Origin of the sequence: Streptomyces sp. CG4 (assembly GCF_041080655.1) — a bacterium.
Classification (GTDB): domain Bacteria; phylum Actinomycetota; class Actinomycetes; order Streptomycetales; family Streptomycetaceae; genus Streptomyces.
This window is the reverse complement of sequence record NZ_CP163525.1, coordinates 3,260,343-3,275,108: the sequence shown is the minus strand read 5'-3', so window position 1 is coordinate 3,275,108 and position 14,766 is coordinate 3,260,343. Positions and strand designations below refer to the sequence as shown.

Genomic DNA, 14,766 nt, shown 5'->3' with positions numbered 1-14,766 from the left:
AGTGGCAGTGGGCCGACCCGGGGGGAGCGGGGATGAACGACAGGGAACTGCGTCGCTACTGCGCCGATCTGGTCAGGCAACTCGATCTCCCCGAGCCGTTCAACATCAACGCTCTCGTCGACCAGATAGAGGAACGCCGCGGACGACCCATCTCGCTCGTACCGATGCCGTTTCCCGCCGACCGAGGCCTGTGCGGCATGTGGGTCGCTACCCCCGACGTGGACTACGTCGTCTATCAGGCGAAGGCCAGAAAAGCCCACCAAGGCCACATTGTTCTCCACGAGATCGGCCACATGCTCTGTGAGCACGAGTCCACCCCGGCAGAGGAGGAAGAGGTCTCCCGACTCCTTCTGCCGAACATCGACCCTGCGCTCGTGCGCACCGTCCTCGGGCGCACCTGCTACGACCGGAGCGAGGAGAAGGCTGCCGAGCTCGTTGCCTCACTGATCCCCCTGCAAGCCACCAACGCCGCTCCCCGGCCGACAACAAGTCTTTCGGAAGACGTGGTCAACCTCGTCAGCCACCTCGAGCGCTCCCTGGGGCGCAGTTCCACACCAAGGACATAGCCGAGTGTTATTCAACGTCGTCTACGGGATGCTCTCCTTGATCACCTGGAGCGCATTCGCCTTCAAACTGAGAGACCTCGCCCGCGACTGGCGCAACAAGGAGCTGCAGCGGCTTTGCCTGGCGATCGCCACGTTCGCCGCACCGTTCGGCTTCGCCACCCCCGCGGTGTACGTACGTGTCGATGCCCTGTTCGGCACGCCAAACATCAGTTCGCTGATCATCTACACGACTGTGGAGGTCTGCCTCAGCTCGTTCCTGGCCCTCCTCGTCAGCTGGTCGTCTGCGCAGTCGAAGGTCCGGCTCCGTCACCGACTGATCCTCGGATACGCGATCGCCACGGTCACTACGAACTGGGTGCTGTTCTTCCTGGGGGACGCCACCGACGCGTCGCACGCCCTTGACTTCGACGTTCACTATGCCAAGACCGCCTACATCTGGGAGTTCCTCCTCGTCCACCAGACCCTGTTCACGGTCAGCATGATCGGCCTGATCCGCCTCTGTCGGCGCTACTCCAAGATCGTCGGCCAGCCTTGGCTGCGCCGCGGCCTGCGAATCGTCACCGTGGGAGCAGCCGCCGGCTTGGGCTACTGCCTACCCAAGGCAATCTCCCTCATCTGGGACAAGCTCGGCATCTCACCACTCGGCTTCGTCAACTCCGTTGTCGCCCCCATGTGCGCCAGCGTCTCGGCAGCATTCTTCGCCGTAGGGTTCACCATGCCTGCCTGGGGCGTCGGCCTCAGCAGGGCCATGGCATGGATCTCCGACTACCGCACCTTCCACCGCCGCTACCCGCTCTGGCAGGCGATCACCCGCACCTTCCCCGAAGTCGTCCTCGTCGCCCCGCCGGCTTCCCGCAGGGAACTGGCACGCGACCTCCGGTTCTTCCTTGGCCGCCAGGTGATCGAGATGCTCGACGGCGAAATGAGGCTTCGTCCCCACCATGACGCAGAAATCAGTCGCATGACACGAGAAATAGCAGCCACCCAAAGCATTACCGGTGACGAGGCGGATGCCGTAGTAGAAGCCGTGCAAATCGCTGCAGCACTGCAGGCTCGGGCTGCCGGCCATGAGGTATCACAGGGGCACGGCACGGACTTCGACGATGCCGCCAACGGCGACCTCAGCAAGGAAGGTGCTCGTCTGACCCAGCTCGCCGACGCCTTCAGCACGTCCACCGTCATCCCCGCCGTCCTCAAGCGGCTCCAGCCGGCGACAACAGACGCATGAGCAGCGCCAAACGGACCGGCAGCGTGTCGTCACTGCTCAGTGAAGCCCTCGTCGCTGACCCACATGGCGCCTATGCCCAGCTCCGCGAAACCGCCCCGGTCCACCGCACCACCACTCCTGACGGCGAAGCCGTGTGGCTGATCACTCGGTATGCCGAGGCCCGCGCGGCTCTGGCAGACCCCCGGCTCTCCCTGAACAAGGCAAACGCCAAGACCAGCGGCGAGTACAGATCCTCCATGCCCCCTGAGCTCGACGCTCACCTGCTCAACATGGATCCGCCCGAGCACACTCGCCTGCGCCGGCTCGTCGCCAAGGCATTCACTCCCCGTCGCGTCGAGGGCTTGCGCATGCGCATCCAGAAGCTGACCGACGAACTCCTCTCCACGTTGACCGGCCCTCGCGTGGACCTCGTCCACGCCCTGGCCGTCCCGCTGCCGATGGGCGTTATCTGCGAACTGCTCGGCATCCCGGAGACAGCGAGGCATGACTTTCGAGCCTGGACGGACACCCTTTTCTCGCCGACGCCGGGCGCAGCAGCGGAGTCGCGTACTGCGATGAGGCAGATGCACGCTTTCCTTCGGGGTGTCATGGAAGACAAGCGGAAAGAGCCGGCCGAAGACCTCTTGTCTGCTCTCGTGCACGCGCGGGACGACTGTGACGCACTCACCGAGCCGGAACTTCTTGCCCTTGCCTTCCTCACTCTCTTTGCCGGCTACGACAACGCCGTACACCTCATCGGCAACACGGCACTCGGTTTGCTACTACACCCAGAACTACTGTCCGCAGTACGAGGTAAGGCCCTCTCCACCCGAGCAGTAATCGAAGAGACACTACGTTGGAACCCGCCTTTCACACTCGGGGTACGCCGCTTTGCCCTTGAGGATCTGAGCATCGGAAACGCTGTCATCCCGGCCGGAAGCCGAGTCTGGATCTCCATAGCCTCGGCGAACCGGGACGAACGAGAGTTTCCATCTCCCGAGGTGTTCGACCCCGGTCGCGCACCAATTCACCTGGCCTTCGGTCACGGAGTCCACTACTGCCTCGGTGCCCCGCTCGCACGGCTGGAAGCCGAGATCGCCGTACGATCCCTCTTGCGGCAGTTCCCTGCCCTCAAACTGGCAGTACCGGCCGATGAGCTGCAGTGGTGGCCGTCGTTCCACAAGCGGGGACTACGTAGCCTGCCCGTGGAGATCTAGCGTCTTGAGTCGTACTGCAGCCCCAGTTATGGGGGGCCGGTGGCCGCGGCGGCGGTAGTGGCTGAGCGTGGCTCGGTGTTGATGGCGTCGCCGCCAGCGTGAGCACCGTCCAGGCGAGCCTCGACGACGGCGGTGGAGGCGCGGCCACGGTCCACCACACGGGCCCGTCGGCAACGGCGCAGTCCAGCAGGCGGGCGGTCTCGCCGGGAACCTGGATGGGAGTTACTTCCCGCACTGGCTGCTGGAACGCCGTCGGCGTGCCGAGCAGGCCCTGATCTCGGTGGTCGCCACCGCCTACCTGCTGGGCGTGAGCACGCGCCGGGTCGAGAAGCTCGCCGAGTCCCTCGGGGTGACCCAGCTGTCGAAGTCCCAGGTCAGCGCGATGGCCAAACACCTGGACGAACAAGTCGCCGCGTTCCGTAACCGACCCCTGGATGCCGGCCCCTACGCCTTCGTCTGGGTGGATGCGCTCACGCAGAAGGTCCGCGAGGGCGGCCGCATCATCAACGTCCACGCGTTGATCGCGGTCGGCGTCAACGCCGACGGCCACCGCGAGATCCTCGGCCTGGACGTGGCCACCGCCGAGGACGGCGCCGGCTGGCCGGCCTTCCTGCGCTCACTGATCGCCCGCGGCCTGTCCGGCGTCCAACTGGTCATCTCGGATGCGCACATGGGCCTGGTCAACGCGATCGGCGCCACCCTGCCCGGCGCGAGCTGGCAGCGATGCCGCACCCACTACGCCCGCGCGCTGCTGAGCCAGGTCCCCAAGTCGGCCCAGCCCTGGGTGGCCGCGCTGCTGCGGACCGTCTTCGAACAACCCGACACCGACGCCGTCCGTGCCCAGATGCGGCACGTGCTGGATGCCCTGGAAGCCAAGTTCCCCAAGGCCGCAGCCCACTTGGACGCCGCCCAGGGCGACGTGCTGGCATTCACCGCGTTCCCGCGCGAGATCTGGCGGCAGATCTGGTCGAACAATCCCCAGGAACGGCTCAACAAGGAGATCCGCCGCCGCACCGACGTGGTCGGCATCTTCCCCGACCGCACCGCCCTGATCCGCCTGGTCGGCGCGGTCCTGGCCGAGCAGAACGACGAGTGGACCGAAGCCCGCCGTTACATGGGACTCGACCTGCTCGCCAAGGCCCGCCTCCACCCGATCGAGTCAGAAACCGACGAGACCGCCCTGCCCACCGAACTCACCGCATAGCCTCAAAGAAGAGATCACCGAGTGGCCGTCGATACACCACTTCAGCGGACGTGACCCAGCGCAGTGTGGGCGGTGTCGGCGAACCTCCTCAGGACAGACATCCGCTCCGTCCCCGGACGTGCAACTGTTCACGTGTCAGCGCCAAGTCTGCTGACCGTTCATTGCAGCGCTTGTCATGCTCGCGAACGCCGATTCCGTGTGACGCGCCTCACGAAACCAACACCCCTCTTTCCCCCTCTTTCTTGGAATTGACCTCAGGGTGCGCATGTGAATCACACGTGATGAATCATTGACCGTAGTTTGACGGTGACTTGGAGACCTGATTACATGATCAAGCCGTCACGGGGGAGCGAATCGGGGGTGAAGCTCGAGGCGAAGCATCCATAGCCTCGCGACTGTCATGTTCCTGAACCATTCCCTGTCGGGACGTCACCGCAGGAGATCTCGTCTTTTCATCAGGTGCCGTTCACTGACGGCATGACAAAGGGGTGCGCCGCCCTACCAAGACTGACGCACCCCGACCACTCAATCAGAGCAGTTACTGGAGAATACATGTCTGCTGTTGCCACCTCCAAGAAGCGCCTGGCCGCGGCCGGTGCCGCCGTCGCCGGTCTCGCCGCGCCCTTCACCCTGGCGCTGTCCGTTCCGGACGCCCTGGGCAGCTACTTCGGCCTCTCGACCGTGACGGCGAACCGCGTGTTCGATGCCATCGAGGCCGGCACGGACGTCGCCACCGCGCTGTCCGTGCTGGGCGGCGTCACTGCTGCCGGCGGCCTCGGTCTGTGGATGTTGAAGAAGGCCATCGCGAACGGCGGCAAGAAGGTCGTCATCGCCTGATCTCAGTGAACAGGTGAACCGTGGTGCGGCCCCGGCGCTCCGGGGCCGCGCTCTCCGAGTCACGCAGCCTGGGAAACCTGGTGCGCATCCGAGAAATACGGGGAGTGCCGTGACGGCCTTTATGGCTTCGATCCTGCGACGCCAACGACTGACCCTTCTCTGTGGTGAGGTCCTGTGGCTGGGCTGTCTGCTGTGCGGAATTCTCTTCGCCGATATGAAGTCGCAGCCCGTCCATGTTGCGCCAAAAAAACCTGGCGTGGAATTGTTCGCTGACATTCTGACGAACAACTGCAGAATTGCCGCTGTGGCATTCAGCGGAGTCGTCACCCTTGGACTCGGCGCGGTCGCGGTCTCGCTCTTCGCCGGGCTCAGTGGCGGTCTGTTCATGGCGCACGCCTACGCCCTCGGCGTTGGGCCCTTCGCGCGGACGGTGCTGCCCCATGCGGTGCTGGAACTGCCCGCGTTCGGTGTGGCCATAGCCGCCGGGCTGGTCCCCGCGACGACCTTGGTGCGCTCCCTGCTGGCCGGTCGTAGAGCCCGGATCAGTGAAAGTCTTGTCGATGCGGCAGCCCTGCTCGGGCTGTCTCTGGCCATGCTCGTCGTGGCCGCTTGCGTGGAAACGTGGGTGAGTACGAGGTGAACTCCGAACCGGCACCGGCCAGTCGGCACAGTGACGCACTGCCAGGCATGGCCCCGGAAGAGGATGCGGCCGCAGAACCGAACCGGTCCTCGGCCACCTCGCGCCGGACCTTCCGGCTCCTCACGCTTCTGCTCATGCTGACGATGCCGCTGGCCAACCTCACCCTGCTCGGCCAGTACCGCGACGGCGTGGTCCAGCGAGTCCCGGACGCCGACGCCGCAACGGCCAGAGTCGGCATCGCCTCGGCGTGGGTCTTCGGCTCGGTGCTCAACGCGCTCGGCATGCTGTTCGTCGTGCTGATCGCCGGTGCTGCCGGCGCGGCCGCATGCCGGCTCGCCGGAAGCCGAGGTGCCTTCTCCGACGACCGGACCTTCCTCGGGCTCTCCGTCTCGGGCTTCCTCCTCGGCAAGCTCCTTGTAGTGACGCTCGGTTCGGTGCTGTTCTCCCTGCCGTCCACCGATCACATCGTGGCGGTCCTGGGCGGAACGGATCCGTCTCTGGCGGTGCTGGCCGGCGTCTGCACGCTGGCGGTACGGCACTCCGCGCGGCTGTCGTGGCCGCGCAGTATGGCCTGCGCTCTGGCGCCCACCGGCTTCTTCACGGTTGCCTGTCTGATCGCCTGAGAGGCCAGACGGCCCGCCGTTCCGCGATCCCCCTCTTTCCCTCACGCGGTTCTCCCTCGAAAGGATTCCCATGTCGGCGTCTCCCCAGCGGAACCCGCGCTCCACGATGGCTCTCGCGGGTGGCCTGGCCGCGACAGCCGCCGTGCTGGCTGTGGTGCGCGGTGTCTGGTACCGGATGACACGGGACGCCACGAAGACCGCGATCGAGCAGGCCCCGCAGATCTCTGTCGATGCCCGTGCCGGGGTGCTGCGCACACAGGACCTGCTGAACTGGGGATGGTTCGCGGTCGCGGTGCTGCTGGTGGTTCTCGCGATTCTGGTCGGGCTGGCGTCGTTCGGGACCTGGCTGCTGTTCGGGCTCTCGGCTCTCGTGTGTGTCCCCCTGGGAGTGGCCGGCTGGCGGCTTCCGGCGGCGCAGGGACTGGACGTCGTGGCACTGGCCTTCATCGCGTGCGTGGTGGCGGCAAGCGCTGTCGCCCTGCTGTGGCGTCGACCCGCTTGAGCGACCGGGGCTGAGGAATGAAGCAACAGACACTTGTCGGAACACCGGTCGGGCGGTCGGTGCCCGGTCGGGGGTATGTGTGGCGGGCCGGACTGGCCGTGCTTGAGGTGGATCTACGGCGCCGACGCAACCGGCTTCCGGGGTACCGCGACCTGTCGGCCCCGTTGCGGACCTTCGTGCTGGTCGTCGGCGCGGGCGGGCTGCTGATCGTCGCCACGTTGATCTGGGGCATCAGTACGGCCTTGGGCCGGGCATTCCCGCCAGCCGAGTCTGACGGCCCTGCAGTGGCCGGTTTCTGTTGGATCACTGTGCTGGCGATTCTGTTCGCGCATGTCCTGGCAGCCAGGCCTTCCGAGACCCGGCAGCTGCTGGAACCGCCCGACCGCGGCATGCTGCTGGCCTGGCACGTCCCGCCCAGGGCGGTCTTCCTGGCCCGCCTGTGGGCGCCCCAAGTCGCAGGGACATGTGCAGTGTTCACGGCGGGTGTGCTGGTCGCCGTACCGTGGCTGTCGGCGTCCGAGGCCGGTGCACGCCTGCTGCCGACCGTCCTGGCGACGGCGGCGGGCGCAGCCTTGACGGGAGCCTTGTTGCACGTCTGCGCGACGGCGGCTCTGGCCACGTCCCGCGCAGTGCGCTCACCGGGCCGCAGGGTCGCAGGCGCGGCGACGGCGGGGTTCGCTGTCGGCTACCTGGTCTCCCCTCTTCTGGCAGGTATCGCCCCGTCCTCATCCGTCCGGCCGGAAGAGGTGTCCGCTTCCCTGCGGCGCATCGCCGCCGACATCCGCCCCGGTCTGTGGGACGAACTGTTCCGTCCCGGACACCTGGGCTGGATGCTGGTGGCCTGGTCGGCCTTGATCGCCGTACTGGGCGTGCTGGCCCGCTACCTGTTGCGACGCGCCGAACGGCACAGCGCCCTGCACCCGCGCGGTCCGGCGTCACCGGCGGCCGATGAACGCATCAGGTCCCGCCCTCTGCACACCAAGGGACTCATCACCGCTGTTGTCGCCAAGGACCTGTTGTCCGCACGGCGCCGTTCCGCAGCGGTGACAGGTCCCCTCTACCGTGTGTGCGTGCTCGGACTCGGCCTGACCGCGCTCGGCTGCGGCATACGGGTCCGTTACGGCGCCCACCTCCCGTGGTCGCTGCCCGCCCACACCTGGGGCACCGCGGCAGCGGTCGCGATGTACCTCGCCGTGTCCGGTGTCGTGGCCCAGGTCGCGGGCGTGGAGGCGGAACACAGGTCCATCGAGGTACTGCGCCAGGCGCCGGTCCCCTTCGGCCGCGTCCTCGTCGGCAAGGTCGCTGCCTGCACCGCGGTGGCGGCGCTCCTGGTGGCGCCTGCCTATCTCGGGCTGCTGCTCGCCGGGGGCGGCCCTATGGCCCCCAGTACGTTTCTGGCGCTGCCGGTCGCGCTGCTCGCCGGAAGCTGCGCGGTCGTGGCGACGGCATTCCTGGTACCGCCGCCGGAACGGTTCGACGACGAGCGAGCCAGCCGTTCGGGCGTCGCCGAGACCGTCGAGGGCATACTCGCCGCACTGCTGGCCTCACCCACCGCGCTCGGCCCCCTGCTCCGCACCGCGACCGAAGCCCGGGGCGGCAGCGCGCTCGCCATCGACACCGGGGCCGACCTCGCCACCCTGCTCGTGCTCTGCGCGGGCCTGGGAGTCCTGGCCCGCGGTGACCCGCACTTCAGGAAGGCAACACCGTGATCGACGTCGAATCCGTCACCGTACGCTTCGGCGACCACACAGCCCTGAGCGAGGCGTGCTTCACCGCGGCCGACGGCGAGTTCGTCTGCCTGGTGGGCCGCAACGGGTCCGGCAAGACGACGCTGCTGAGGCTGCTGGCCGGGCTGGCCGAGCCCAGCACCGGCCGGGTACGCGTCGCCGGTCACGCCGCGACCGATCTCGCCGCCCGGACCGTCCGTGGTTTCGTACAGGCCGAGCCACCCCTGTACGACTACCTCACGGTCCGGGAACAGCTGTCGTTCGTCTGCCGACTGCACGGCACCTCCCTGCGGGCCGCTCTGGAGCGACTGGAAGACACAGTGCTGTCGGACCGCCACGACGCACTGGTCCGCGAACTGTCCCTGGGCATGCGCAAGCAACTCGGACTCGTCGCCGCCACCCTCCACGACCCCGCCCTCGTCCTCATGGACGAACCGACCAACGCCCTCGACGCCACGGCCGTCAGCGCCCTGCGCGCGACCGTGCGGGACTGGCACGCCCAGCGCAGAACCATCGTCCTGTGCACCCACGACCTGGCCTGGGCCGACGACCTCGCCGACCGCCTCCTGGTTCTCCAGCGGGGCCGCATCCTGCACGACGTGCGCCTGGCGGACGAGACCGTCACCGCCGCCCTGCGACGTCTGGATCCCACCGGCGCACTCACCCGCGCCGAGCCGACCCACGCGGAGGCCACCTGATGACCTCGACCGTCCCGAGATCCCGTACTGCGCTCTCCCCGCTGACTCCTCAAGCCGACCCCGCCATACATGTCACGGGTCTGCGCCGGTCGTATCCCGGCCGCACCGCCCTGCGTCACCTCGACCTCACGGTGCCTGCTGGATCGCTCACCGCTCTGATCGGTCCCAACGGCTCCGGCAAGACCACCACGATGCGCATCCTGCTCGGGCTGGACCGCCCCGACACGGGGGCGGGCACCGTGCTGGGCGTTCCCCTCACCCACCCCGCCCGGTACCTGCCGGCGGTGGGCGCTCTCATCGAGCAGCCTGCGCTCTACCCCCGTCTCACCGGCCGTACCAACCTGAGAGTTCTGGCCGAGCTCGCAGGCGTCGGCGGCGACAGCATTCACCGAGCCCTGGCCCTCACCGGCATGGAAGAGCAGGCAGACCGCCAGGTGGCCACCTACTCGCTCGGCATGCGGCAACGGCTCGGCATCGCCGCGGCCCTCCTGACCGAGCCGCGCCTGCTGGTCCTGGACGAACCGACCAACGGCCTCGATCCGGTCGGCACCGCGCAACTGCGTGCACTGCTGCACGGTCTGACGTCCGACGGGACCACGGTGCTGATCTCCAGCCACCAGCTCAACGAACTCGACGCCCTCTGCGACCACTTCGTCTTCCTTCACCAGGGCACCACGCTGTTCCAAGGAGACCGGGAGGCACTCGCCGCCTGCCAGCAGGCCTTCGTCGAAGTGGCGCCGGAACGTGCAGAGCAACTGGCGCCCCTCATCGACGCCTTCGAAGCGGCGGGCCACGGCGTCCGACGGCACGAGGACCGCCTGCTGGTCGACACAGTTCCGGAACAGGCCGGAGATCTGAACCGCGTCGCGGCGGCCCATGGCATCACCCTGGCCCACCTCGCGGTGCGTCGCCCCACGCTCGAAGAAGCCTTCTTCTCCGTCCTCGGTCAGGAACCGCAGTGCTGAACGCCCTCGTGCACGCCTACCGCAGCGAACGCGTGAAGACCCTTCGCCCCCGCGTACTGGTGCCTCTGCTCACCGGTACGGGGGCAGTGGCTGCCGTCGCGGCGGCGACGATGGTCGCCCTCACCCACGTTGGGACAGCAGGCAACGGTGGGCCACTGAAACCATTGCAGACGGCCACGTCCGTCATCTGCCTGATCCTCATGGCGGTGGCGGCGACCTCCGTCACCAACGAATACCGCTACGGCACATGGCGCAACTTGCTCATCCGGGTGCCCGCCCGTCCCGCACTGCTGCTGGGCAAGGTCGCCGGGCTGGCCATGCTCGCCATCCTCGTGGCATTGACCACCTGCCTGGCCACTGGGACAACGGCCTGGATCGCTGCCGGCGTTCGCCATCTGGACACCTCGGCCTGGGCAACCGGCGCGGCGTGGAGCTGCTGCGTTTCCGTCACCCTGCGGGTGCTGGCGGCTTTGATCGCCGCAACGGTCTACGGCGCCGCGGCTGGTCTGCTGATGCGCAGCGCCGGGGCCGCACTCAGTGTCATCTTCACGTGGGTCCTGGTGGCCGAGTCCGTCCTCACCGCCGTCGCCGCGGCGCGGGGCTGGACCGTGTCCGGCTGGCTGCCGGGCTCCTCCCTCACTCGACTCGCCTCCGATCCGCACTGGGCACCGGCTGCCCTGTCCGCCGCTGTATGGTGCGCTCTGCTTCTCTCCGGAAGCCTCTGGCACTTCACCCGCACGACCAAACTCACATGACATGTCACGGGACCGTCCGGGCACTGGCCTCTCGGCCGCTCACCGGTCTGCTCCGCCGGAGCCGGAAGCAGGCAGGATCCAGATGGCCAGCGCTATACGCCACGTCAGCGTGATTCAGGCCACATAAGCGTCGTTGAATTTGGGACGACCCATTCCGGCCGTTGCGGGTCGTCTCTGCCTACACTTTCGGCCACTCACGCCCCTGAGGTTCGCATGGAGCTTCGCCGCTCTCTGCTCTGGCTCTCGCTGCCGCGACGGCCGTCATAGCTCCGGCCGTCCTGCTCGCGGCGCCTACTGTCTATGCGACGGAGGGCGGCAGCGCTGCCTTGGCTGTCGGTGAGACGGCTTGTGGGCGGACGTCGCAATTGGCTCTGATCAACATTTCGGGATGACCGTGCGTGATCGGTTCACGGTGTGAGCAGAATGCGGCGCCGCAGGAGATCGAAGTTGGCCCGTCCATACCCTTGACGTTTGAGGTATTTCACCCGGTTCACGTGGCCCTCGACCATGACGCTGGAGTAGGGCTGGGTGAGGCCGGCGGTGACGGTGTCGAGGTCCTTGCTGAGGTTGCGGGCGAAACCGCGCAGGGGTGGCAGCTCGCTGCCCTGGGCCGCCTTCATCCAGCGAGGCAGCAGACGGCCGTCGAGTTTCTTCATCATCGCGGCGAACGCCGCGATGTGCCGTATCGGGTGAACCGATCTGGCCCGGGAGGGCATCGCCGTGAGCAATGGTCAGGAACCCTGCTCGTCCCGGGCGGCCGGACTCGGATACTCCGGCGTCTCCACTCCGGTCCGGGCCCAGACCAGCAGGTTCCGGCCGCCGTCGGCATTACGGGCCAGGTGGGTCAGCACGTACGTTCACGGCCCGCCACCGCTCACCGCTCCCGCGCGGACTCTACGAGTCTGACGACCATGGTCAGGGCGGCGACGCTGGGTGACCGACTTCCCGGGCTCACGGACGTTCCGGACCGACCCGGCCCGGAACTCCGCGAAGCGAGCTGCAGATTCGGCTACGTCGAGAACACGGACGGCTGAGCCGGCTCGGGGAGCCGCTGTGCGAGCTGCTTGGCCGCATGGAGAACTGTGCGGTCGGCGAGGTAGGGGCCGATGATCTGGACGGCGAGCGGGAGCCCGTCGCTGGTCGTGCCGGCGGGCAGGACGATGGCCGGCAGTCCGACCGGGCTGGCCAGGTTGAGCCAGCTGGTCTGGTCGAAGAACGGGCGCTTCGTGCCGTCAACCGTGATGTACCGCTGCGGGAGGGGAGTGCTGCTCTGGTCGGGGACGGCGGCAGTCGGCGTGGCGGGGGTGATCAGGATGTCGTGGTCCGTGAAGTAGGCGTCCCAGGCGCCGCGCAGCTTCTGCCGTGCTTCGTCGGCTACGCACCAGTCGCGGTGACGCATGGTGCGGGATCGGAGGAAGAACCCGCTGGGGTCGTCGGCGGTGATCTTCTCGGCAGCCGCGACGTCGGCTGCGAACGCGGTGTCGGTGGCGGTGGCCGAGGCGGTGGCGTACATGAGGCGCTGGAACAGCTTGTCGCTCTCGGCGAAGTCGACGGGCTTGGTGGAGTCGTCAACAGTGGCACCCAGTCCCCTGACGAGCTCGGCGACCTGGGCGAGGAGTGCGCGGCTGTCGGCGTCGATGCGGCAGTACGCGTCGTCCGCCCAGATGCCGACGCGGTAGTCGCCCAGCTCGGTCTTGGCCGGGGTCGGCAGGTCGATCTTCCATCCGCCGCGGTCGGCGGGGGCGGGCGCGGCGATGACGTCGAGGAGGAGACCGAGGTCCTCGACGGTCCGGGCGATCGGGCCGAGCGTGATCATGTCGCTGCTGGTGGCCCAGCCGGGCAGGCGGGGGATGTGACCGCGGGTGGGCACGATCGGGCTGGCTCCGCGCGAGGTCCGCAGCGCGTAGACACCGCAGTACGCGGCCGGCAGGCGCAGCGAGCCGGCGAGGTCGGAGCCGACCTCCAGGCTGGTGAAGCCCGCGGCGACCGCGGCGGCCGGGCCGCCGGAGGAGCCGCCGGCGGTCTTCTCGGAGTCGAAGGGGTTCAGGGTCCTGCCGAAGATCGGGTTCGACGTCTGGATGTCCTGGCACATGGTCGGGACGTTGGTGTGGCCGATGATGACGGCGCCGGCGGCGCGCAGGAGGGCGACCGCGTCGGCGTCGCTGTCGGGGACATGGCCCGAGAGGCTGGGCGTCCCGCATGTGGTGCGCATGCCCTCGACCTCGAGGGCGTCCTTCACCGTCATCGGCAGGCCGTGGAGCGGGCCGAGTACGTTCCCGGTCTCGGCGAGGTGCCGGTCGGCCTTGTCGGCGGCCGCTCGGGCACCTTCCAGGTCGAGCGTGATGACGGCGTTCAGCTCGGGGTTCGCTCGCTCGATGTGTTCCAGGTGCTGTTCCAGCAGGTCACGACTTGTGATCTTGCCCTCGCGCAGGGCGGTGAGCTGGTCGCCGGCGGACGCGAGGCGCAGCGGGGCAGCGCGGCGCCGGCTCGTGCCGGTGTGGGGCCCCGCACTGGCGGAGGCGCTCAGGGCGGTGACGGCGGTGACGGTGGCGAGGGCAGGCGTGGTGGCGAGCACGGTGCGGCGGAGGATCACGAATGGGCTCCTGATGCGGTGCTGGGGAGATCGGTGGTGGGTGTCGCTGGGTCGGGCGGAGTGAAGAAGCGGGCGACGCGTTCGAGGTGAAGCTGTTCGTCCTCGGCTGTCGGCAGGGGCAGGTGGGCGTCCACGTACTCGACTGGCGCCTCGACGGGGGCGTCCGTGTGGACACGGGTGAGGGCCGCATGGATCTGGTCGGCGGTCACGGCCGCGACCAGTTCGGCGCCGGTCAGCCCTTCGGCCGCGCGCCGTGCCTCGGCCTCGGTGCGTACAGCGGGGTCGAGGTAGCGACGCAGCAGCTTCTGGCCGTGGCGGATCTCCGTGCGGCGTCGCAGAAGGGGAAAGTGCGCGCTGCGGCCGTGAAGGATGGAACCGCGCTGCGGGTCCGGTCGGAGCAGGGTGATTCCGGGGTGTGCCTGGACCAGGGCGGCCCACAGAGGCCGCAGGCGCCGATAGCCGACGTGCGCGGATGCCCAGTTCCTGCCGTCTTCCACGCGGCGGACGAGCGTGGGGAGGAAGTAGCCGATCTGAGTGAGGGCGGCACCCACATCGCCGCAGATCCACGCGTAGGGGTCGAGACCCTTGACGCTGAATCCGAAGACCGCGCCGAGGACGGCCCCGATGCGGATGGCGCTGTAGCCAAGGGTGATGGCCGCGCCGACGGCCACGAGGCGCAGGCCGACGGCGATCGACCGGTTGGCGGTCGCGAGGGCGTACTTCCAGCACGACCGGGCGAGGTAGATCTCGGCCAGCGTGTAGGCGCCGATGTAGAGCCACAGGTACGCCTGGAAGTACGGATTGCCTGCGTAGTAGAGCGAGAAATCGAAGGGCCGCTCGACGGTGGGGGCCAGGAGCGCGAAGAGCGAGGCCATGCCCGCGATGACGCAGCCGGCTGTGATGAGCAACTGGCGGCCGCGGCGCCGGGCCGCGTCGAGGGGCCTGGACCAGTAGGCCAGGACCGTGGCCTGGAGGGCGAAGACGAGGACGACGCAGCTCTGGGCCAGCGGCACAGCGATGTTCGGCACGCCGAGGATGCCGTCGATGCGCACCCACACCCAGGTGAGTGCGATGAAGTAGCTGAGCGCGGAGAACCCGAACGTGAAGGCGAGGACCACCAGGGCGGGGTCGCGTCTCCGCTTGCCCAGGTCGCGGAGCAGGAGGAGGAACCCTGTGCCGGCGATCGCAAGACACAGGGGGTGGAGTATGTCTTTCACGGTGGTCTGTTCCGG

14 protein-coding genes and 2 pseudogenes are annotated in these 14,766 nt (G+C 68.2%); 12 read left to right on the top strand and 4 right to left on the bottom strand.

What is annotated here, in order from left to right; all coding sequences use genetic code 11:
• Positions 1 to 32 precede the first annotated feature (32 nt).
• The 12 genes and pseudogenes from AB5L52_RS14695 to AB5L52_RS14640 all read left to right on the top strand — a co-directional run bounded on the left by AB5L52_RS14695 (position 33) and on the right by AB5L52_RS14640 (position 10,941).
• On the top strand, positions 33 to 566 hold the full coding sequence (locus tag AB5L52_RS14695; protein WP_369364402.1) for a hypothetical protein: 534 nt from the start codon (positions 33 to 35) through the stop codon (positions 564 to 566).
• Positions 567 to 570: 4 nt separating this feature from the next.
• Entirely contained in the window at positions 571 to 1,794 is a 1,224-nt protein-coding gene (locus tag AB5L52_RS14690; protein WP_369364400.1) for an MAB_1171c family putative transporter, read from the top strand.
• The gene (locus tag AB5L52_RS14685; RefSeq protein WP_351579212.1) at positions 1,791 to 2,990 is read left to right on the top strand and encodes a cytochrome P450; all 1,200 of its coding nucleotides are present in this window, start codon (positions 1,791 to 1,793) and stop codon (positions 2,988 to 2,990) included. The genes AB5L52_RS14690 and AB5L52_RS14685 overlap by 4 nt, the downstream gene beginning before the upstream one ends.
• A 217-nt stretch (positions 2,991 to 3,207) precedes the next feature.
• A pseudogene (locus AB5L52_RS14680) lies at positions 3,208 to 4,194 on the top strand (IS256 family transposase); the annotation flags it as partial.
• 552 nt (positions 4,195 to 4,746) lie between these two features.
• A complete protein-coding gene (locus AB5L52_RS14675) occupies positions 4,747 to 5,031 on the top strand; it encodes an uberolysin/carnocyclin family circular bacteriocin (RefSeq protein ID WP_351015377.1) in 285 nt (94 codons plus the stop codon).
• A gap of 109 nt (positions 5,032 to 5,140) precedes the next feature.
• Entirely contained in the window at positions 5,141 to 5,671 is a 531-nt protein-coding gene (locus AB5L52_RS14670) for a stage II sporulation protein M (protein ID WP_369364398.1), read from the top strand.
• Positions 5,672 to 5,805: 134 nt separating this feature from the next.
• Entirely contained in the window at positions 5,806 to 6,294 is a 489-nt protein-coding gene (locus AB5L52_RS14665; protein WP_351015371.1) for a hypothetical protein, read from the top strand.
• Positions 6,295 to 6,364: 70 nt separating this feature from the next.
• Positions 6,365 to 6,796: a hypothetical protein gene (locus AB5L52_RS14660; protein WP_369364396.1), complete on the top strand. Its 432-nt coding sequence runs from the start codon at positions 6,365 to 6,367 to the stop codon at positions 6,794 to 6,796.
• A gap of 98 nt (positions 6,797 to 6,894) precedes the next feature.
• Positions 6,895 to 8,505 carry a hypothetical protein gene (locus AB5L52_RS14655; protein WP_369364394.1) on the top strand — a complete coding sequence of 537 codons (1,611 nt, stop codon included), beginning with the start codon at positions 6,895 to 6,897 and terminating at the stop codon, positions 8,503 to 8,505.
• Positions 8,502 to 9,221, top strand: a complete 720-nt coding sequence (locus tag AB5L52_RS14650) for an ABC transporter ATP-binding protein (protein ID WP_351579225.1) — start codon at positions 8,502 to 8,504, stop codon at positions 9,219 to 9,221. The genes AB5L52_RS14655 and AB5L52_RS14650 overlap by 4 nt, the downstream gene beginning before the upstream one ends.
• A complete protein-coding gene (locus tag AB5L52_RS14645; protein WP_351579228.1) occupies positions 9,221 to 10,186 on the top strand; it encodes an ATP-binding cassette domain-containing protein in 966 nt (321 codons plus the stop codon). Before AB5L52_RS14650 ends, AB5L52_RS14645 begins: the two co-directional genes overlap by 1 nt.
• The gene (locus tag AB5L52_RS14640; protein WP_369364393.1) at positions 10,180 to 10,941 is read left to right on the top strand and encodes an ABC transporter permease; all 762 of its coding nucleotides are present in this window, start codon (positions 10,180 to 10,182) and stop codon (positions 10,939 to 10,941) included. Before AB5L52_RS14645 ends, AB5L52_RS14640 begins: the two co-directional genes overlap by 7 nt.
• A 407-nt stretch (positions 10,942 to 11,348) precedes the next feature.
• Here the strand turns inward: AB5L52_RS14640 and AB5L52_RS14635 are convergent, their stop codons facing one another.
• The 4 genes and pseudogenes from AB5L52_RS14635 to AB5L52_RS14620 form a co-directional block, all read right to left on the bottom strand.
• Positions 11,349 to 11,597 (bottom strand): transposase, encoded by a 249-nt coding sequence (locus AB5L52_RS14635; RefSeq protein WP_369368877.1) that lies wholly within the window; start codon positions 11,595 to 11,597, stop codon positions 11,349 to 11,351.
• A gap of 102 nt (positions 11,598 to 11,699) precedes the next feature.
• Positions 11,700 to 11,795, bottom strand: a pseudogene (locus AB5L52_RS14630) (maleylpyruvate isomerase); the annotation flags it as partial.
• Positions 11,796 to 11,950: 155 nt separating this feature from the next.
• A complete protein-coding gene (locus tag AB5L52_RS14625; protein ID WP_351579236.1) occupies positions 11,951 to 13,534 on the bottom strand; it encodes an amidase family protein in 1,584 nt (527 codons plus the stop codon).
• A complete protein-coding gene (locus tag AB5L52_RS14620; protein WP_369364390.1) occupies positions 13,531 to 14,751 on the bottom strand; it encodes an MAB_1171c family putative transporter in 1,221 nt (406 codons plus the stop codon). Before AB5L52_RS14620 ends, AB5L52_RS14625 begins: the two co-directional genes overlap by 4 nt.
• Between the last annotated feature and the right edge of the window lie 15 nt (positions 14,752 to 14,766).

Bases quoted from the DNA above. Each gene is read 5' to 3' on its own strand.
- AB5L52_RS14695 (WP_369364402.1), top strand. From the start codon at position 33: ATGAACGACAGGGAACTGCGTCGCTACTGCGCCGATCTGGTCAGGCAA.
- AB5L52_RS14685 (WP_351579212.1), top strand. From the start codon at position 1,791: ATGAGCAGCGCCAAACGGACCGGCAGCGTGTCGTCACTGCTCAGTGAA.
- AB5L52_RS14675 (WP_351015377.1), top strand. From the start codon at position 4,747: ATGTCTGCTGTTGCCACCTCCAAGAAGCGCCTGGCCGCGGCCGGTGCC.
- AB5L52_RS14665 (WP_351015371.1), top strand. From the start codon at position 5,806: ATGCTGACGATGCCGCTGGCCAACCTCACCCTGCTCGGCCAGTACCGC.
- AB5L52_RS14660 (WP_369364396.1), top strand. From the start codon at position 6,365: ATGTCGGCGTCTCCCCAGCGGAACCCGCGCTCCACGATGGCTCTCGCG.
- AB5L52_RS14645 (WP_351579228.1), top strand. From the start codon at position 9,221: ATGACCTCGACCGTCCCGAGATCCCGTACTGCGCTCTCCCCGCTGACT.
- AB5L52_RS14635 (WP_369368877.1), bottom strand. From the start codon at position 11,597: ATGAAGAAACTCGACGGCCGTCTGCTGCCTCGCTGGATGAAGGCGGCC.